Genomic DNA, 19,610 nt, shown 5'->3' with positions numbered 1-19,610 from the left:
TTCAGGCGCACGGCCCGGGTGGCCCCCGTCCGCTGCCCTCCCCTGAATCCCTTCCACGAAAGGGGCCTGCATCCCGCGCGATTGCATCCGGAGTCCCGGAACCTACCTTTTCCTGGACCCCCACCCCAGGCCGAGAGGCATTTCATGATTTCAACAGAGACGACTCCGCGGACGCGTGAAGCCCCCAGGACCGGATGGGGAAGCAGCACCCAGGAGGAGCCAGGCCTGCTCATCGAGGACCACGCGCTCCTCGGAGACCTGTACACGGCCGCGCTCGTGGCCCGGGACGGCTCCATCGACTTTCTCTGCCTGCCGGACTTCGACTCGGACGCGTGCTTCACGTCCCTGCTGGGCACACCCGACAACGGCCGGTGGAAGCTCGCCCCGAAGGCGTCCGTGCGCGAGGTGCGGCGGCGCTACCGGGGCAAGACCCTCATCCTGGAGACGGAGTTCGTGACGGACGAGGGCGCGGTGCGCGTCGTGGACTTCATGCCCATCCGCAAGGGCACCCCCCACCTGGTGCGCTGGGTGGAGGGAGTCCGGGGCACGGTGGCGATGCGCTCCGAGCTGCGCCCCCGGTTCGCCAACGGCTTCACCCTTCCCCTCATCTCGAGGAGGGACGGAGCCTCCGCCGCGGTCGCCGGTCCGGACGCGGTGTTCCTCCGGGGCGGCACCGGCAAGGAGCCCCCTCCCTTCGAGTCGGAGTTCACGGTCCAGGCCGGCCAGCGGATCCCCTTCGTGCTCTCCTGGGCCCGGCCCTACGACGGCATCCCCGCGCCGCTGGACCCGGAGGCCGCCCTGCGTGAGACGGAGGCCTATTGGGAGGACTGGGCCTCCCGGCTGCGCCTGCCTTCCCAGCACCCGGACGTGGTCGTCCGCTCCCTGCTCACCCTCAAGGCGTGCAGCTACCAGCCGTCGGGAGCGCTGGTCGCCGCGCCCACCTTCGGCCTCCCGGAGACCCCGGGCGGGGAGCGCAACTGGGACTACCGGTTCTGCTGGATTCGCGACTCGGTCCTCACGCTGAACGCGTTCATGCGCGCGGACCTCACGGAGGAGGCGGGTGCGTTCGGGGACTGGCTGGAGAACGCCATCGGGGGGGCACCGAAGCAGCTGCAGATCATGTATGGCATCCGGGGCGAGCGCCGCCTCACCGAAGTCAACCTGGACTGGTTGGCAGGCTACGAGGGGGCCCGGCCCGTGCGGATCGGCAACGGGGCCTATTCACAGTTCCAGCTCGACGTGCTCGGCGAGTTCGCCGCGGTCCTCTACATCCATGCGCAGCTGGTGGGCAAGCTGGCGGAGCGCGGCCAGAAGGCGCTCAAGATCCTCGCGACCCAGGTGTCCGAGGTCTGGACGGAGCCGGACCACGGCATCTGGGAGATGCGCGGCCCGAAGCACTCGTTCACCGCGTCCAAGGTGTCGGCGTGGATTGTCATTGATTGCTGGGTGCGGGCCATCGAGCAGTACGGCCTGAAGGAGGACAAGGCGCCGTGGGTGAAGCTGCGGCAGACCATCCACGACGAGGTGTGCAGCAAGGGCTACGACGCGAAGCGGGGGACGTTCACGCAGTACTACGGCTCGAAGGGCGTGGATGCGAGCCTGCTCTTCATCGCGCTCAGCGGCTTCCTCCCGCCGGAGGATCCCCGCATCGCGGGGACGGTGCGGGCCATTGAAGAGGAGTTGATGCCGGAAGGGCTGGTGCTGCGCTACCGGACGGAGGAGAGCGTCGACGGGCTCGCCGGTGAGGAGGGCGCCTTCCTCGCCTGCTCCTTCTGGCTCGCGAACACCTACCAGCTCCTGGGACGGACCGAGGACGCGCGGAAGCTCTTCAACAAGCTGGTGGGGCTCTGCAACGACGTGGGCCTGCTCGCCGAGGAGTACCTGCCCGGCCAGCGCAGGATGATTGGCAACTTCCCCCAGGCGTTCAGCCACCTGGCGCTCGTGAACAGCGCCTACCTCCTCTCTGAAGGCACCAAGGCGATGATGTATTCCTAGACGTGCCCCCTTCCGTGGCGCCGCCCCTTCCCGCCCCTGGCTTTGTCAGGCCGCGCGGGCCGGGGCGTCCCTGGGGGCGCGGACGCTCCGGCGTCCCGACCGCGGCTGCTGACCCGAGGTCTCGAATCCATCGCTCACGTCCCCCGGCCTGTCAGGCGGGTCAGATTCCGAGAAGGTCATGCAGCCGAAACCCAACCGGCTCCTGCGGGCACTCGCTCGCGAGGGGCTCGACGTTGCTTACGACGGTCGTGTCTACACGGTCCGCCTCCAGGCGGATCCCCATGCGCCCCCCGCCGAGGTCCTGCTTCCGCCGGACCTGCCCGTGGAGGGCAAGGCGCTCCAACAACTCGCGGCGCTCGCCGCGCTCCACCACCCCAGCGGCGGCCGCGTGAAGCAGGTGCGCGCGACGCCGGACTTCCATCCGGGTGACTCCGGGGTGGCCATCGGGTCGGTGGTCCACACCGAGGGCCTGGTGGTGCCCGGCGCCGTGGGCACGGACATCAACTGCGGCATGCGCCTGCACGTCGCGGACATCCCCGTGGACGCCTTCCTCGCCCGCCGCGACGCCTTCGTCGAGCGGATGAAGGGGCATTACTTCTTCGGCACGCGCGACGTCGCCCAGGGCTCGCGCGCGCTGGAGGCGCTCCTGCGCGACGGCCTGCCCGGCTGGCTCCAGGAGACGGTGGAGCAGCCGCTGGGCATGGCGGCCCGGGTGGACCTGGGCCAGCTGGACCGCGAGTCCGGGCGCGTCCATCTGGGCGGTGCGCTGGAAGGCGACCCGGCCTGGGCGCCCACCGGGCTGCGGCGGGAGGGCGTGGTGCGCGACCCCGGGCTGGCCACCATTGGCGGAGGCAACCACTTCGTCGAGGTGCAGCGCGTGGAGGCCGTGGTGGACCGCGCGCGGGCGTGGGCCTGGGGGGTGCGGGAGGGACAGCTCGCGTTCATGGTGCACTCCGGCTCGCGGGACATGGGCAAGCACGTGGGGCGCACGTGGCAGGAGCGGGCGCGGGCCGCGTGGCCCCCGGGGGCCGCGCATCCGGCGAGCGGCATCTTCCCGCTCGCGGATCCGGAGAAGGTGCGCGAGTACCTGCGCGCCGAGGCCACCGCGGCCAACTACGCCTTCCTCAACCGGCTGCTGCTCGCGGAGCTGGTGCGGCAGACGCTGCGGGAGCTGTTCGGGGACGTGGAGGCGCCGCTCGTCTACGACGTGCCCCACAACATCACCCTGCCCTGGGAGGGCGGCTGGCTGGCGCGCAAGGGCGCCTGCCCGGCCGAGGAGGACCAGCCGGTCATCATCCCCGGCTCCATGGGCGCGACGTCCTACCTGATGCGGGGCCTGGGCAACGCGAAGGCGCTGGCGTCGGCCTCGCATGGGGCGGGCCGGGCGCACTCGCGCTTCTCCATGTCGCGCGGCGGCGCGAAGCACCGCGAGGAGGATCTGGGGCTGACGGGGGTGGACTGCATCGCGCTGCGGGCCGAGCGCCGCATCGAGGAGGCCCCCGCCGCCTACAAGCCCATTGGCCCGGTGGTGGCCTCGCAGGTGGACGCCGACATCGTCCGGGAGGTGGCCCGGCTCAAGCCGCTGATGACCTTCAAGGCCTGACTCCGCGCGTGTGCGCGGCGTGACGCGGGGCGTTCGGACCTGGGGACCGGACGCCCCGCCGATTGGCTCGCGCGGCCATGGCTGCCCCGTTAGCTTGCGCGCCCATGTACTTCGAGACCTTTTCCCAGATGAAGAAGCAGCTCGGGCAGTTGGGCAAGTGGCTGGAGGCGGCCGCGGCTCACGCCAAGGCGAAGTCCTTCGACCCGAACCTCTACCTGGGCTTCCGGCTGGCGCCGGATCAGTTCCCGTTCGTCAAGCAGGTGCAGATCGCCTGTGACGCCGCGAAGCTGGGGGCCTCGCGGCTGACAGGCAAGGCGGCGCCGTCGCACCCGGACACGGAGCAGACGCTGGAGGAGCTCGGCGCCCGCGTCCGGTCCACCATCGAGTACCTGGGCACGCTCACGGCGAAGGACTTCGAGGGCGCGGCCAGCCGCGTCATCACCAATCCCCGGTGGGAGGGCAAGGTGATGAGCGGCGCGGACAACTTCCAGGAGCACATCCTCCCGAACTTCTACTTCCACCTCACCCACACGTACGCGCTCCTGCGTCACAACGGCGTCAGCCTGGGCAAGGCGGACTACCTGGGGACGCTGAGCCTTCGCGCGCCGTGAGGCTTCTCCCTGTCGCGTCCGCGAGCGACAGCGCCCACAGCGGGAAGATGCGCAGGTAGGCGTCGTAGTGGATGGCGCAGGTGCGGCTGAACACGCCGGCCAGGGGCTCCGGGGGCCACTGGCCCTCCGCGCCCTGCCTCGCGCGCAGCCACGCCGCGCCCCGGCGCGTGGCCTCGGAGCTCGCTTCGCCCGCGGCCACCAGGGACATCACGGCCCAGGACGTCGTCACCGCGTGGCCGTCGCGCCCCTCCACCCAGCGGCGCTCGCGGCAGCCCTGGATGGTCTCACTCCAGGAGCCGTCCTCGCGCTGGCGGGCCTTCAGGAACGTGACCGCCGCGCGCAGCGCGGGGTCTCCGGCCCCGGCACCGGCGGCCACCAGGCCGGCGACGCCGAACCAGGTGCCGTAGCTGAAGCACACGCCCCAGGCCCCCTCCCAGCTTCCGTCCGGGCGCTGCCGGCGGCGCAGGAAGTCCGCGCCCCGCGAGATGGCCCGTGCCACGGGTGCCTCCGGCCGCGCCTTGCGCCACGCGGCCAGCGCCTGCACGCAGGCCGACGTGCACTCCACATGGCTGGGGTCCACCATGATGCCGGCGAAGACGTCCGAGGGATTGAACCGCTCCAGCCAGTGCGGCCCCCGCTGACGCTCGTAGGTGGCCCAGCCCCCGTCCCGGTTCTGCAGGGACAGGAGGAACGCCACGGCCTGCTCCAGGCGCTCGTGCGGAACGCGGTTGAGCCCGAGCGGCGCCAACACCAGACACGCCTTCAGCGCCTCCGCCGTGCAATCGCTGATGGGCCAGCCGTGCGCGCGGGTGCTGAAGGGCCACCCTCCCCGGCTGGGATGCCGGTGGTGGCGCGCGGCGTCCGGCGAATCCTCCAGCACCTGGTGCGCCTCCAGGAAGCGGCCCGCGCGCTCCAGCGTGTCCCGCGCCCAGGCGGGCTCTCCCGAGGCCACCAGCGCCTGGACCGCGAAGGCGGTGTCCCAGAGCTGCGAGGAGTTGTAGCCGTTGAACGTGATGCCCTCCCCTGTCCGCTGGAGGTAGTCCGGCAGGCGCTCCAGGTGGGCGCGCACCTCCGGGCCCTCCGGCCGCGCCACGTGCCACACCACCATGTCGAGCACCTTGTTGATGGGCCCGATGCAGAGGGCGTGCGTCGCTTCATCCTCCCCCTGTATCAACGCCAGGGACGCGTCCAGCGCGCGAGCCCGCAGCCGCTTCGAATGGAAGCGCTCATACAGGCCCAGCACGCGATGCACGGCGCGCAGCCCCGGTCCGTGCGGGGTGTAGGCGTCCGTGCTGGCCACGCGGCCGCGGGCCGCCGTCCAGTCCACGTCCGCGTAGGGCTGGGCGTACAGCTCGCGCCGCAGCTCGGCCAATAGCGGCGTTTCGTTGGCGCGGGCCCGGCGGCCATAGAGCCAGCCCATGGGGAGGTACACCATGCGGCAGTGACACCAGAGGCGCGACGGGTGGAACGGCAGCGCTCGCGGCAACAGCCAGAGCTCGGGAGGCACGGGCGCCAGGCCCTCGTATTCGTAGAGCCCCAGCAGGGCGAGGACGAACTTCCCCCAGGACGCGCTGCCCAGCGGGCCGCCCCGGGGAAGGAACCACGCCCGCGCGCGGACGAGGTCCGGGTCCTCCGCGCGGACGCCCAGCAGCCGCTGCGCGACGTAGTTGAGCACCGACGTGAAGACGAGGCTGGGCGACTCCACGTCCAGCCCCCAGCCGCCATCCGCGTTCTGGTGGGCCCGCATGTGGGCGACCAGCCCGTCGCGGACGGGCGCGTCCGGCGTGCGCCCCATCACGTACAGCCCGGCCACGTACACCGGGGCCAGGAAGAGCGGGCCGCTGTAGTCGCCCTTCCAGGAGCCGTCCGCCTCCTGCGTCCGGGCCAGCGCGTCGCGCGCCCGCCGCATCAGAGCCGGGCCTCCATGCCGCCCCGGGACGTCCGCGAGCAGTCGGCGTAGAGCGCCCGCAGCGCGTCATCCGACTCCACCCGCTCCTGCGTCAGCCGCATCAGCGTCGCCACCGTCTCCCGGTCAATCTTCACCGGCTCCGGCTCCAGCACCGCGGGGTTGCCCTCCACCGCGTCGAGCGTCGCGGCCGCGAAGAAGAGCGGGTAGAGGCAGAACAGCCGCAGGCCGGGCTCCTCGCGCGGAAGGGCCAGGGAGTACTCGAGCGCGACCTCCAGCTCCCGGCGCGTCACCCCCACCATCTCGTCCATCAGCGCCACCGCCCGCGAGCGCAGGGACGGCAGGGCCAGCGTGGCGGGTGTGAGGCCATGCGCGGCCATGCGGTCCCTGGGCAGCCAGCAGCTTCCCCGGTCCAGGTCCTCGCGCACGTCCTTCAGGATGTTGGTGAGCTGCAGGGCCCGGCCAAAGGCAGGCGCGCGCGGCGTCAGCCTCTCATGGCGCCAGGCGACCCGGGGTGAGCTGGCGATGAAGAGGCCGGTCAGCATCTCTCCCACGACGCCGGCCACGTAATAGCAATACATGAACGTCGCCTGGAGGTCGGGCAGCCCCAGGACCCGCCCGCTCCCGCCGTGCATCCGCTGCATCTGGTTCATCCCGCCGGTCATCGTGCGCACGCACCGGGCGATGGGCGGGTGGACCCAGGAGGGAAGCGAGGCCAGGGTCTGGAGCACCATCAGGCTCTCCAGCACCAGCTCGGCTTCCGCCGGGGGCGCCTCGTCCCGCAGGGCGAGCCGCGCCCTTCGCGCGAAGGAACGGGCCTGGGCTTCCCAGCCTGGCGCCAGCGACACCAGGGTCCCCCATTCGCCCAGCAGCGCTCGCTGGTCCTGCCCGGGGGCCTCGTCCTCCAGCGTGTCGGCGATGCGGCACAGCAGGTAGGCCACCGTGACCGCGAGGTCCAATGGCTCGGGCAACAACGGGATGTTGAGCGCGAACGTCCGGGAGACCCGGGGCAGCTGCGTGCGACAGAATGACGCTCCCTGCTCTTTCATGCCTGCCTCCTCTGCGTGCGGTAACGCGCTTCAATGGCTAAGTCGTCAATGCCAGACATGGTGTCTGGGAACCGAGCGGAGGCCACGTGGAGGACGCCGAGGTGGTGATAGCCGGAGGTGGGCCCGCGGGCTGCTCGGTGGCGGCGGCGCTCGCCGGGCTGGGCCTGTCCGTCCTGCTGCTCGACGCGGGCGTGGACCGGCACAAGCAGCTCGCGGGCGAGCTGCTCCACCCCGCCGGCATCTGGGACCTGCGCGCGCTGGGCTTCGGGGACGTCGTGGACGGCTGGAAGGCCCAGCCCGTGCGAGGCTTCGCGGTGCGCTTCCATGCCCCTGCCCGCACCCTCGTCCTGCCCTACGGTCACGGGGTCACCGGGCTGTCGCTCGAACACGCCACGCTCACCGTGCCCCTCCTGGAGGCGGTGTCGCGGCGGCGCGGCGTCACCGTGCGCGCCCGGGCCCGCGTGACGGCCGTGGAGCACAACGACGGGCACGGCGTGCGCCTGCGCTACACCCACGCGGGCACCGAGCACACCGTGCGCGCCCGGCTGCTCGTGGCCGCGGACGGACGCGCGTCGCCCGTGCGGCGGATGCTGGGCATCGCCGAGCACCACACCCGCCTCTCCACCATGCTGGGCGTGACCGTGGACAGCGCCTGTCTGACCCACCCCGACCACGGCCACCAGTTCGTGGGAGGCGCCGTGCACGCGCTGGCCTACGCCATCCAGCCCGGCCTGGCGCGCGTGATGGTGGACCTGCCCCTGGGCAGCACCGTCCAGACGCTGCGGGACCAGCCGGAGCTGCTGCTCGCCCTGCCCTCCAGGCTGAGGGAAGCCGTCTGGCGGGCGCTGGAGGCGCGGCCCGCCGTGCGCATGGCCTCCAACGACGACTGGCTGGCGGAGACCGTGTGGATGGGCAGCGCGGTGCTCGTGGGCGACGCCGCCGCGTGCTGCCACCCGCTCACCGCGAGCGGCATGGCGTCCTGCTTCCACGATGCCCGCGCCCTCCAGGAGTCGCTGCACCGCCACCCGGGCCACATCGCCCGCGCGCTGGAGCACTACGCGCACGCGCGGCGGCCGGCCCAGCGCACGCGCGTCGCGCTCGCCTCCGCGCTCTACAGCGCCTTCGCCGGGCAGGACGAGGGCATGCGGGCGCTGCGCATGGGCCTTCTGCACTACTGGGAGCACAGCCCGCGCGGCGCGAGAGCCTCCATGGCGCTGCTCTCCTCCGAGGAGCCCCGCATGCGGGTGATGGCCCGCGAGTACCTGCGCGTCGTCGCGCACGCCTTCGCCGCGATGCTCTCGCCGAGCGGCCCCGGGGGCAGCCTCCGCTCCGCCGGGCCGCTGTTGCGCTCGGCCGGGCCGCCCTTGCGAGGCACCGTGGCGAGCGCGGTGGAACAGGTGGGGAGCTGGCTGCATCGTCGCGTCCGCCGTCCCGTCTACACGCTGGCCCGCGCCGGCTGGGCTTCACCCAGGCGCGCCTTCGCATCCAACCGGTAGCCCCGGCCGCGCCAGTCCACCTGGCGCGACAGCCGCGCGGACAGCGCCACGCCAGCCCCCAGCAACGGAAGGACCGCCGGCACCCAGTAGTGCCGGGGCGCGACGTCCGGCCCGTGGCAGGCCCGCTGGAGCCGCAGCTGGCTCCACACGGAGAAGCCGATGGGCAGCGCCGCCAGGGCCGCGCCCGCCCAGGCCCTTCGCGCTGCTGCCGCCGCCAGGCCGCCCCATGACAGCCAGCTCACCCCGCCGCGAACCCAGTGGGGCCGCGCGAAGGCCCCCGGCAGCCCCGCCTCCGAGAAGAGGATCCACCGCCGGAAGATGCGCAGGAAGGCGCCCAGCTCCAGGTGTCCCGTGACGACGCGCAGGGGGGCGTGCACGACGCGGTTCTTCCATCCGGCCTCGTGCAGCCGGCGCCCCAGGTACATGTCATCCACGAACTGCCCGGCGGCGCAGCCCACGCCCCCGATGGCCGCGAGCGCTTCACGGCGGAAGACCATCAACTGCCCCATGATGAAGGGCAGCGCGCCATCCGGTTCCGCCGTGCAGGCGACCGACGCGCCGTACCACGCGTTCACCAGCAGCCCGTAGCCCACGTCTCCCGCGAGGGGCGCGTCCGCCGCCGCGTAGATGGGCGCGAACGTGGCGCCCGTGCGGCCATCCTCCAGCAGGGCGCCCACCAGCGCCGTGAGCACGCCGGGCGTGGGCCGCGTGTCCGAGTCGCTGAAGGCCAGCAGGTCGCACCGGGAACAGGCCACGCCCACCTGCATCGCGTTGAGCTTGCCGGTCATCCCTTCCGGAGGCTCGCCCGCGACCACCAGCTCCACGCGCTTCGCGCGCGTGGGGTGCGCGGCCACCTCCTCGCGGGTGGGGAGGAACGCCGGGTCCTCCTCGCTGTCGAAGACGAAGAGCACCTCCCACTCGCCGGGATAGTCCAGGTCCAGCAGCGCGCGCACGTTCGCCCGCGCGTCCACGTCCAGGCCCCGGATGGGCCGGATGACCGTCACGGAAGGCGGCTCGAAGCGGCTCGCGGGCGGTGATGGACGCCGTCGCAGGCCGGCCATCAGCCGCAGGTGGCCGTGCACGAGCACGCCCAGCGCCGCCGCCGTCCATCCCAGGTTCCGAGCGTTCATGGCCGCACCTCCGTGCCCCGCGTCCCTGGCGCCCGCGCGTGCGAGCGCCTCCAGTGGCCCGGCCCCCACCAGTTGAAGTCCCCCATCAGGCGCATCATCGAGGGGACGATGAGCACCCGGACCAGCGTCGCATCCAGCGCGACCGCGATGGCCATGCCCAGCCCCATCGCCTTCACCACCACCACCGACGCCAGCGTGAAGGCCGCGAACACGGCCACCATGATGGCCGCCGCGCTGGTGATGAGGCCGCCGGTCCGCTCCAGCCCCTCGGCCACCGCGTGGGTGTTGTCGCCCGTGCGCAGCCACTCCTCGCGGATGCGGCTGAGCAGCAGCACCTCGTAGTCCATGGACAGGCCGAACAGCGCGCAGAACAACAGGATGGGCAGCGACGGTTCGATGGGCCCGGGCTCGAAGCGCAGCAGCCGGTGCAGGTGTCCTTCCTGGAAGATGAACACCAGGGCCCCGAACGAACCGGCCAGCGACAGCAGGTTCATCAGGAGCGCCTTCAACGGCAGCACCACGGAGCGCAGGAGCACGAAGAGGACGATGCACGTCATCCCCATCACGAACCCCACGGCCGCGGGCGTGTGCTGCTTCACGAAGGCCGCCGCGTCCACGTCCGTCGCGGTCTGCCCGCCCACCTGCCACCGGCCGTCCCCCACCGCGCGGTCCTCGCGCAGCGCGCGGACCAGGTTCCGGGCCTCCACGCTGCTGGGCGCCGCGGAGGTCAGCACCTGCATCACCGCCACGTTCCCGGTGACGTACGCGGCCCGCGCGGCCTGGAGCTCTGGCGGAAGGAACTGGGGCGGCGCCGCGGCCATCTGTTGAACGGTCGCCCGGTCCATGTTGGGGACCAGGGTCACCGCGCTCTCCACGCCGAGCACCCCGGGCAGCGAAGCGATGCGCCGGCTGGCGTCGTGAAGCGCGCCCGCGCGCTCTGGCGTGAGGGGACTGCCCCCTGGAAACTCCACGGCCACCAGCACCCGGGTGGCGGCCTCGCGAGGGAACAGGCGGGCCAGGGTCTCCGCGCCCCGGCGGGCCTCGGTGCCCTCGGGAAGCGCCGTGATGTCCGTGGCCGCCAATTGCAGACGCCGGAATGGCAGCCCCATGGCCAGCAGCAACGCCAGCGTCGGCAGCAGCACCCACCAGGGATGGCGCATCACCCAGGTGGCCAGCGCGTGCCAGCCGCCGCCGCGCCCCTCCGTGCGCGCGAAGGGCAGCCGCCCCCGGTCCACGCGCGGCCCCAGCCAGGCCAGGAGCGCGGGCAGCACGGTGAGCGCGAAGAGGACCGCGAAGGCCACCACCAGGGCGCCTCCCAGCCCCATGGCGCTCAGGTACGAGCCCCGGAAGAAGAGCAGGCCTCCCAGCCCCACCGTGACGGCCAGCCCGGAGAACGCCACCGCGCGTCCGGCGGTGTCCAGGGTGCGCGTCAGCGCCTGCTCCGTCGTCAAGCCCAGGGCGAGCTCCGAACGGAAGCGGCTCACGATGAAGAGCGAGTAGTCGATGGCCACGCCCAGCCCGATGAGCGACACCACGTTGAGCGTGTACTGGGCCATGTTCGTGACGCGCGACAGGAGCAGCACGCCCGCCACGCCACAGAGCACCGCCAGGCCGCCCACCACCAGGGGCAGCATGGCCGCGACCACCGTCCGGAACACCCACAGCAGCACGAGCAGCGCCAGCGGGAACGACAGCAGCTCCGCGCGCAGGAGGTCGTGCTCCAGCAGCTCGTTGAGCGCGGCCAGGAAGGCCACCTTTCCGGTGAGCGTCGTCTGGAGGCCCGAGTCGTTCAGCGCCGCGCGCACCGCGGGAAACGCGGCGGTGGCCTCGCGCTCGCCGCCCTTGAGCCGCACCAGCGCCAGCAGGTCGTGGCCCGTCCGCGCCACGAAGCGGGCCCGGAAGGCCTCCGGCGCCCCGATGGGCGACACCACCGACGCGACCTCCGGCAGCGCCTGCACGCGCGACAGCACGGACGTCACCGCCTGGGCGAAGCGCGGATCATCCGGGGCCCAGACATCGTGGTGGAAGATGACCGCCAGGGTCTGGTCGTTCGACCCCGCGGCGGCGCCCCGCGCGAGCGCCTCGGCCCGCGCGGATTCGATGCCCTCGATGGTCCCGGTGGTGAGGTGCCCGCCCTGGAGCAGCGCCCACACCGCCGCGCCGAGGAGCAGGAGCGTGCCCACCAGCACCCGGCTCCGGTGCCGGAACACGCCCACCGCCAGCCGGGCGAACAGGGACGGCGCGCCCCCCGCTGGTGAGTCGTCCCCCGCTCCCGACATGCCCGCCTCCCCGTTCGCTCGCCCCGCCGCGCACCAGGGAACTGGTGACGGGCGGAGCGCTTGGACAGGGGCTTCATCCCTTGGGGCAATGCAGGAGTGGACGGCACGGCCCCGCGCCTGCCCCTCCCTTCGGGCCTGACGCGGGATGGACTACTGGAAGGTCACCTTGCCGTCCCGCTGGTAGCAGACATGCGGCGCGCCGTCCGTGGGATGGAGGGCCACGCTCGGACGGGAGCTGTCCCCCACCGTCCCGAGCTGCGTGTACGTCCAGAAGCCCTGCGCATCCGTCGTGCCCAGCGCCAGCGACGTCCCATTGCGCAGGGCGACGACCGGCTTGCCTCCGCCGTAAGCCAGGTCCGACGCGGCATATTTGTAATCCACCGTCGAGACCCTTCGGGTGCTGGCCGAGGCAGGCGTCCCGACCGTGATGTCCTCGATGGCGTTCCATTCGCCTTCGGAGATGCCGTTGGAGAGCGCCAGCAGGTGCGAGTCCGGTGCCCAGGCCGTCGCGAGCCACGGCGCGGGGGTGCTGGGCTTCAGCAGGAAGGACTCCAGGGTCGAGCCCCGGAGGACCTGCAGGTACTGGGTGACGTAGCCGCTCGAGGGCACGTGCGTGATGACGTGCAGCGCTCCGGCCGCGTCGAAGAGGGCGTCGCTCGTGAGCACCTGGGTGTTGGCGGTGAGCGGCGCGGTGGACCACGTATTGGCCGCCGTCCGGGTCGCGACCCGGACGACCCCCGCGGTGTTGCTGCTGAAGACGATGACCGGCCGGTACGCCTGCGCCGGGTTGAGCGCGAGGCTGAAACGCATCACCACCGAGCCGTCGACCTCCTCGCGAACCCAGGCACCGTTGACGCGCGTGGCATAGCCCACCCGCGTCGCCGAGGTGGCGAGGTTGCCGGTTCCCTTGGTGTAGGCGACGTGCGGCGTGCCGGTCACCGGGTCTACGGCCAGCACGCCCTTCACGACGAAGGCGCCGCCGTTGTTGAAACCGGGCCCTTCAATCTGCTCCGTCTTCCAGGCCGAGCCGTCCCAGCTCGCGTACCACAGGCTGTTGTGGGTCTCGTTCGTGTAGACGACGTGGGCCTTGCCCGTGCTGTCGAACGCAAGGTCGCAATTGCCACCCGTGACATCCGGGCCCGTGTCGATGACGGCGCTGGAGGCGAGCGGCGCGGCCACCACGTTGAAGTGGAACGCCCCCTCCGCCGTCTTCCCGGATTCCGTCTCGACGGAGACGGACAGGGACGCCGTCCCCGCCGTGGGCAGCGTCCAGGCGACCTGCTCCGCGTCAGGCTCGAGGGCGCCAGCGTTGGCGCTCCAGCGCACGGACTTGATGGTTTCGCCCGAGGTGGTGACCCGGAAGCGCTCCACCGTGCTCTCGACGTAGGGGCCCGCTCCGTCCTCCCGCTCGATCAGCAGCACCAGGTCTCCGGCTCCTTGAGAGCGGATGACCTCGGGGGGCTTGGACTCACCGGCGCAAGCGGCGAACAGCGTCAGACCACTCCACATCAAGCCCCAGGCAAGCAACCTCTTCCGCATCATCACTCGGGTTCCTCTCGGATGGGCGTGGCGAGCCCTGCTCACCGCGCCCTGGGAACTCCGTCAAACGGACGGGCCTCACGGAAGATCTACGACAATCAATATCTCCCTGAAGTCCTGGTCACTCCGGCTCGGGCATGCGCACCCCCGCGAGCTTCCGGTCCTCCAGCACGGAATGCAGCGCGTGGATGCGTCCGTTCGCGTCCACGTCCACGCGAATCACGGCGCGCAGGCCCATGAGCGGGTCCTTCGCCGGAGGGTACACGGCGACGAAGGCGGGCAGTCCGTTGAGCATCCGGGCCTCCCATGCCACCGGCGCGCCTCGCATCTCCATCAGGCGGCGGACGACGAGGACGACGCGCTGTGCCCCCACGATGGGCACCAGGGCCGCACGCACCTTGCCGCCTCCGTCGGAGAGGGCACGCGCATCGGCGGTCAGCAACGCCTCCGCGGCGGCGACGTCTCCCGTCATCATCGCCCCGAGGAAGGCCTCCAGCGCGGCCCGCGTGCGGGCCTGCAGGTCGCGCGTGGGCACGCAGCGAGCCTGGTCATACGCGGCCATCGCCGCTCGCGCACGGTGGTGCACCACCTTCACGTTCGCTTCGCTCATGCGCAGCGCCTCGGCCACCTCCAGCACCGAGTAATCAAAGACATCGCGCAGCAGCAGCACCGCCCGCTGCTTGGGCGACAGGGCTTCCAGGGCCAGCAGGAAGGCGAACGAGACGCTCTCCAGCAATTCGTAGCGCCCCTCCGTCGAGCCGCCGCCCGGAAGCCTCGCCTCCGCCGAGGGTGGGACCTCTTCGTCGCCGGTCTCCACGGGCGAAGGCAGCCACGGTCCGATGTAGCCCTCGCGCCGTCGCCGCCGCAGGTGGTCCCGCGCCAGGTTCACCGCCACGCGCGTCAGCCAGGGCCGCAAGGTGTCCAGGCGCTCTGGGGGTGTCGCGAGCGCGCGCGCATAGACCTCCTGCACCAGGTCATCCGCGTCCGCCGCCACGCCGGTCATCCGGTAGCAGAGGCCCCAGAGGAAGCGCTCGTGCTCGCGTGCGGCCTGTCCCAGTGCTCCTCGCGCCTGTGAATCCATCCCGTTCAAGCCTCCACCACGCGGCGGAAGGATGCCTTCCGACCCAGGCCTTCGGACATCCATCCTGTTTCCCTGAATGAGAAGGTGAGAACCCCATTGAGGCTCTCCGTCAACGGCGTACCGCACGAACCGGTCCGACAGTCGGACAGGTTCGGAGAACCGCCCTGGCCAGGGCCTCCGCTCCATCCGGGCCACGGAAACCTGTCCGACAAGCAGACCGGTCTGGAAGAACTCGGCGGAAGGGCCTCTCCATCCGGGCCGTGGCAACCGGTCCGACAGTCAGACACGTTGGGAGAACCGCCGTGGCCGGGGGCCTCCGCCCCATCCGGACTGCGGAAACCTGTCCGACTGTCGGACAGGTTCGGAGAACCGCTGTGGCTGGGGGCCTCCGCCCCATCCGGACTGCGGAAACCGGTCCGACTGTCGGACAGGTTCGGAGAACCGCCGTGGCTGGGGGCCTCCGCCCCATCCGGGGAGCCTCCGCCCCATCCGGACTGCGGAAACCGGTCCGACTGTCGGACAGGTTCGGAGAACCACCGTGGCCGGGGAGCCTCCGCTCCATCCGGACTGCGGAAACCTGTCTGACTGTCGGACAGGTTGAGAGAACGGCCGTGGCCAGGGGCTTCCGCCCCATCCGGGCTGCTGAAACCTGTCCGACTGTCGGACCGGTTGGGAGATCCGCCCAGCCAGGAGTCCTTCGCTCCATCCGGACCGCGGAAACCTGTCCGACAGTCGGACAGGTTGGGACCGCATCGGGCGGGAGGTGTCCTTCATGGCGATTCGGAGGTCTGGCGCCCGCGCATCCATGCGGTACGAGCACTGGCGACGGTGAGGCATCACCGCGCAGGGTGCCCTTCCCGCCTGTGCTCCCATCCGGCTCAAGCTCCCGCCGCACGGCGCTGGGGCGTCGCGATGCGCGGCACCAGGGCCTGCTCCACGGCCTCGGCGCTCGCCAGGGATGCGTCCGCGAGCATGCCCTCCGCTCCCACCCAGTCGCCCACGCGGTACAGCCCTCCGATGTGCGGTACCTGCACCGGGGGACGCCCTGTGAGCCCTCCCTTCGCGGCCTGGGGCAGGCCGGCGCTGACGGTGAGCGACGGACGGAAGCGCCGTGCCACCACCTTCGCGCGCCATCCCGGCTGGAGCGCATCCATCACGGCCTCCAGCTCCGCCTCGCGGCACTCCGTGTCCGCGCCGCCCAGGTACTTCGCCACGTGCACCATCGCGCCCCCTTCCGGCGCCAGCTTCGCGGAGGCCGAATGCACCGACGCGTACCAGGGCCCGTCCACCCCGAGCGCGAAGAACGCATCCGGCCTCGGCAGTGCCGACAATCCCAGCTCCAGCGTCGCCGCCTGGATGGGCAGCGCCTCCCGCGCCTCCCGGGCCAGCACCGCGTCCCCTGGCACGAGCGCCGCCACGTCCGCGGGACTGCCCGCCAGCACCACCGCATCCGCGCCGCGCACCGTGCCGTCCGCGAGCCGCACGCCTTCGACCCGTGCGCTCCCGGCCTGAAGGACGACGGCCTCCACCCGCGAGGACAGCTCCAGCCGGACGCCGGCTTCGCGCCCCAGCCGCTCCACCGCGTCCACCAGGGTGCTCCAGCCTCCATCCACGTACAGCACGTTCGCGGCGGTCGCGGACTGGAGCTGCTTGAGCGCCGCCTCCGCGCTGAGCGCTTCCAGGTCCGCGCAGTACGACGACACCCGCACCAGCGCCGCGATGAACGCCTGGCTGTCCTTGCGCGTCAGGCGCGTCTCCAGCCACTGCCGCATCGAGACGGGCCCCAGGGGTCCCGTGTCGATGCGGGCCAGCCCCGCCAGCAGCTTCGCCACCTCCAGCTTCCCGGCGAGCGACAACACGTCCGTCGTCATGAGCGTCACGGGACCGCGTGGCAGCGTGTGCAGCCGGCCCGCGCGCAGCGCATGGGTACCCGTCGGCACCGGAACGCCTCCCTGGGGATTCACGCCCAGGCGCCGCAGCACCCGTAACGCCGCGCCCGCCCGGTACAGGGCATGCGGCCCCAGGTTGAAGCGGAAGCCCTCCACCTCCGTCGTCCGCGCCCGCCCGCCCAGGTGCTTCGAGCGTTCGTACAACGTCACCTCGCAGCCACCGCGCGCCAGCAACGCCGCCGCCGTGAGCCCGCCCAGCCCTCCGCCCACCACGGCCACCTTCATCGCCTGCATGTCCGTCCTCCGTCCCGGCGCCCGGCGCATTCCGGGCATCCGACGGCCACCACGAAAAAGGACGCCAAAAGGTTACAGCGCGGGACGCCTCAAGCTCCCCGGTCGACCGGCAGCCCCGAGCGCGCGAAGGAGAACACCAGCGACGTCTCGATGCGGCTCACCTCCGGACGGCTGGTGAAGGACTGGATGGTGAGCACGCGCAGGTGCTCCGTGTCCCGACACACGACATGCACCAGGAAGTCCGTCGTGCCGCCCAGGCAGTAGACGGCCACCGTCTCCGGCAGCGAGCGCAGGTGGTCACCGATGCTGCCGAAGGCCTCTCCCACGTGGAGCCGGAGCTGCACGGCGATGAGCGCCTGGAGCCCCAAGCCCAGGGAGCGCGCATCCAGGTCCGCGCGATAGGACTTGATGACCCCGTCCGTCTCCAGCCGCTTCACCCGCGCGAGGCATGACGAGGGGGCCAGCCCCACGCGCGCGGCCAATTCCTTGTTGGACAGCCGTGCATTGTTCTGGAGGGCCTCCAGAATCTCGCGATCGATTCGGTCGAGTGCGGCCATTCGAGGCTCCCGGGCGAATTCCATTCGATGGATGCCTCGCAATCCTGACCCGTATTCTGTCCGCATGCCACGACACAGAATCGCAGCATGCCTCCTCCTCCTGGCGGGCACGGCCTTCGCGAGCCCTGCTCCTTCGCCAGAGGTCCTGCTCGCGCCCTGGTCGGGTCCTCATGGGGGCGTCCCGCCTTTCGACCGGGTGCAGGTGGCGGACTTCGCACCGGCGCTCGAGGCCGCGATGACGCAGGCACGGGCCGAGCTCGCCACCATCGCGGACGCGAAGGAGCCGCCCACGTTCGAGAACACCGTCGCCGCGCTGGAGGACTCGGGCCGCGCGTTCAACCGCGTCTACGAGGTCTACAACGCGTGGTCGTCGTTCGTGAGCTCACCGGAGTACCAGGCCGTGGAACGCCAGATGGCGCCCCGGCTGGCGGCCTTCTGGGATGAGCAGTCCCAGAACCGGAAGCTCTTCCGCCGCGTCAAGGCGGTCCGGGACTCGGCCGCGAAGGCGAAGCTGACGCCGGAGCAGCAGCGCGTCGTGGCGTACTACTACGACGACTTCGTGCGCTCGGGCGCCCTCCTGGACGCGGCGGGCTCCAAGCGCCTGGCCGCGCTCAACCAGCGGCTCGCCACGCTCTACACGACGTTCAACCAGAACGTGCTCGCCGACGAGAAGCGCTACACCCTCCTGGAGAACGAGGCGGACCTCGCGGGCCTGCCGGAGCCCCTGAGGAAGGCCGCCGCGGCCGAGGCCACCGCGCGCGGACAGCCGGGGAAGTGGGCCGTGGCCAATACCCGCTCGGTGGTGGCGGACTTCCTCACGTACTCGGAGCGGAGGGAGCTTCGCGAGAAGGTGTGGCGCAACTACGACAGCCGGGGCGACCACGGCGACGCGCATGACAACACCGCTGTCATCACGCGAATCCTCGCGGCGCGCGCGGAAGCAGCGAAGCTCATGGGCTTTCCCACCCACGCGCACCGTCAGCTCCAGCGTTCGATGGTGAAGACGCCTGAGCGCGCCATGCGGCTGCTGGAGACGCTGTGGACGCCCGCCGTCGCGCGCGTGCGCGAAGAGGTCGCCGCGATGGCTGCCATTGCCCGGAGCCAGGGCCAGCAGGAGCCCATCGCCCCCTGGGACTACCGCTACTACGCGGAGAAGGTGCGCAAGCAGGCGTATGACTTCGACGACAGCGAGGTGAAGCCCTACCTCCAGCTGGAGTCCTTGCGCGAAGGCATGTTCTGGGTCGCGGGCGAGCTCTTCGGCTTCACCTTCACGCCCGCGCCGGACGTGCCCGTCTACCACCCGGACGTGCGCGTCTTCACGGTGAAGGAGCGCGAGAGCGGCCGGGAGCGGGGGCTCCTGTACTTCGACCCCTACGCGCGCGAGGGCAAGTACAACGGCGGGCAGACGGAGACGTACCGCGTCCAGGAGCGCTTCCGGGGCGAGGTGCCGGCGCTGGTGGCCATCAGCACGCCCTTCGTGAAGCCGGGGGCCGGAAGCCCCGCGCTGCTGGGTTGGCGCGACGCCCAGACGCTGTTCCACGAGTTCGGCCACGCGCTGCACACGCTGAGCGGGGACGTGGCCTATCCGGCGCTCGGGGGCGGCCGCGTGGTGAGCGACTACGCGGAGTTCCCCTCCAAGCTGTTCGAGCACTGGGTCTCCACGCCGGAGGTGCTGGGCCGCTTCGCCGTGCACCACGCGACGGGCCAGCCCATGCCGCAGGCGCTCGTGACCCGCATCCGGAAGGCGGCGACGTTCAACCAGGGCTTCTACACCGTGGACTACCTGACCTCCGCGCTGGTGGAGATGAAGCTGCACCTGGCCGGCGCCCGGCGCATCGACCCCGACGCCTTCGAGCGCGACGTGCTCCGCCAGGTCGGCGCGCCGGTGGAGGTCGGCATGCGCTTCCGCATGCCCCACTTCGGGCACGTCTTCGCCAGCAACGGGTACTCGGCCGGCTACTACCGCTACCTCTGGGCGGACATGCTGGCGGCGGACGCCTTCGAGGCCTTCCAGGAAGGCGGAGGTGCCTACGATGCGAAGGTGGCCGCGCGGCTGCGCAAGCACGTCCTGTCGGTGGGCAACACCGTGGACCCGTTCGAGGGCTACCGGCTGTTTCGCGGAAAGGACGCGAGCCTCGACGCGCTGATGCGCGAACGCGGCTTCGCGCCCGTAGACTGAAG

Annotated in this window: 13 protein-coding genes; 5 read left to right on the top strand and 8 right to left on the bottom strand. The window is 71.7% G+C overall.

What is annotated here, in order from left to right:
- The first annotated feature begins 144 nt into the window (after positions 1-144).
- The 3 genes from NR792_RS36125 to NR792_RS36115 all read left to right on the top strand — a co-directional run bounded on the left by NR792_RS36125 (position 145) and on the right by NR792_RS36115 (position 4,209).
- Positions 145-1,995 (top strand): glycoside hydrolase family 15 protein, encoded by a 1,851-nt coding sequence (locus tag NR792_RS36125; RefSeq protein WP_375757260.1) that lies wholly within the window; start codon positions 145-147, stop codon positions 1,993-1,995.
- Between the two features lie 178 nt (positions 1,996-2,173).
- Positions 2,174-3,598 (top strand): RtcB family protein, encoded by a 1,425-nt coding sequence (locus tag NR792_RS36120; protein ID WP_375757259.1) that lies wholly within the window; start codon positions 2,174-2,176, stop codon positions 3,596-3,598.
- Positions 3,599-3,726: 128 nt separating this feature from the next.
- Positions 3,727-4,209, top strand: a complete 483-nt coding sequence (locus NR792_RS36115) for a DUF1993 family protein (RefSeq protein WP_375757258.1) — start codon at positions 3,727-3,729, stop codon at positions 4,207-4,209.
- Here NR792_RS36115 and NR792_RS36110 read toward each other — a convergent pair.
- Positions 4,157-6,118 carry a 2,3-oxidosqualene cyclase gene (locus NR792_RS36110; protein ID WP_375757257.1) on the bottom strand — a complete coding sequence of 654 codons (1,962 nt, stop codon included), beginning with the start codon at positions 6,116-6,118 and terminating at the stop codon, positions 4,157-4,159. The two genes, NR792_RS36115 and NR792_RS36110, sit on opposite strands and share 53 nt — an antisense overlap.
- Positions 6,118-7,164, bottom strand: coding sequence for a phytoene/squalene synthase family protein (locus NR792_RS36105; protein ID WP_375757256.1), 1,047 nt, complete (start codon positions 7,162-7,164; stop codon positions 6,118-6,120). Before NR792_RS36105 ends, NR792_RS36110 begins: the two co-directional genes overlap by 1 nt.
- A gap of 86 nt (positions 7,165-7,250) precedes the next feature.
- Here NR792_RS36105 and NR792_RS36100 point away from each other — a divergent pair, with 86 nt between their 5' ends.
- Positions 7,251-8,660, top strand: coding sequence for an FAD-dependent monooxygenase (locus NR792_RS36100; RefSeq protein WP_375757255.1), 1,410 nt, complete (start codon positions 7,251-7,253; stop codon positions 8,658-8,660).
- On the opposite strand, the gene NR792_RS36095 is transcribed toward NR792_RS36100, so the two are convergent.
- The 6 genes from NR792_RS36095 to NR792_RS36070 form a co-directional block, all read right to left on the bottom strand.
- Positions 8,600-9,790 (bottom strand): glycosyltransferase, encoded by a 1,191-nt coding sequence (locus tag NR792_RS36095; protein ID WP_375757254.1) that lies wholly within the window; start codon positions 9,788-9,790, stop codon positions 8,600-8,602. The genes NR792_RS36100 and NR792_RS36095 overlap by 61 nt on opposite strands.
- Positions 9,787-12,069: an MMPL family transporter gene (locus NR792_RS36090; protein ID WP_375757253.1), complete on the bottom strand. Its 2,283-nt coding sequence runs from the start codon at positions 12,067-12,069 to the stop codon at positions 9,787-9,789. The genes NR792_RS36095 and NR792_RS36090 overlap by 4 nt, the downstream gene beginning before the upstream one ends.
- 150 nt (positions 12,070-12,219) lie before the next feature.
- Complete coding sequence (locus NR792_RS36085; RefSeq protein ID WP_375757252.1) at positions 12,220-13,611, bottom strand: hypothetical protein; 1,392 nt, start codon at positions 13,609-13,611, stop codon at positions 12,220-12,222.
- Positions 13,612-13,729: 118 nt separating this feature from the next.
- Positions 13,730-14,689, bottom strand: coding sequence for a sigma-70 family RNA polymerase sigma factor (locus NR792_RS36080; protein WP_375757251.1), 960 nt, complete (start codon positions 14,687-14,689; stop codon positions 13,730-13,732).
- An 878-nt stretch (positions 14,690-15,567) separates the two neighbouring features.
- Entirely contained in the window at positions 15,568-16,872 is a 1,305-nt protein-coding gene (locus NR792_RS36075) for a phytoene desaturase family protein (RefSeq protein WP_375757250.1), read from the bottom strand.
- Positions 16,873-16,961: 89 nt separating this feature from the next.
- Entirely contained in the window at positions 16,962-17,429 is a 468-nt protein-coding gene (locus tag NR792_RS36070; RefSeq protein WP_338267047.1) for an Lrp/AsnC family transcriptional regulator, read from the bottom strand.
- Between the two features lie 64 nt (positions 17,430-17,493).
- On the opposite strand from NR792_RS36070, the gene NR792_RS36065 reads away from it, so the two are divergent.
- Positions 17,494-19,608, top strand: a complete 2,115-nt coding sequence (locus tag NR792_RS36065) for a M3 family metallopeptidase (protein ID WP_375757249.1) — start codon at positions 17,494-17,496, stop codon at positions 19,606-19,608.
- Positions 19,609-19,610 lie beyond the last annotated feature (2 nt).

Origin of the sequence: Corallococcus exercitus (genome assembly GCF_042231735.1) — a bacterium.
Taxonomy (GTDB): Bacteria; Myxococcota; Myxococcia; order Myxococcales; family Myxococcaceae; genus Corallococcus; species Corallococcus exercitus_B.
The sequence above is the reverse complement of the archived record's forward strand: the minus strand, read 5'-3'. Positions and strand labels throughout refer to the sequence as shown.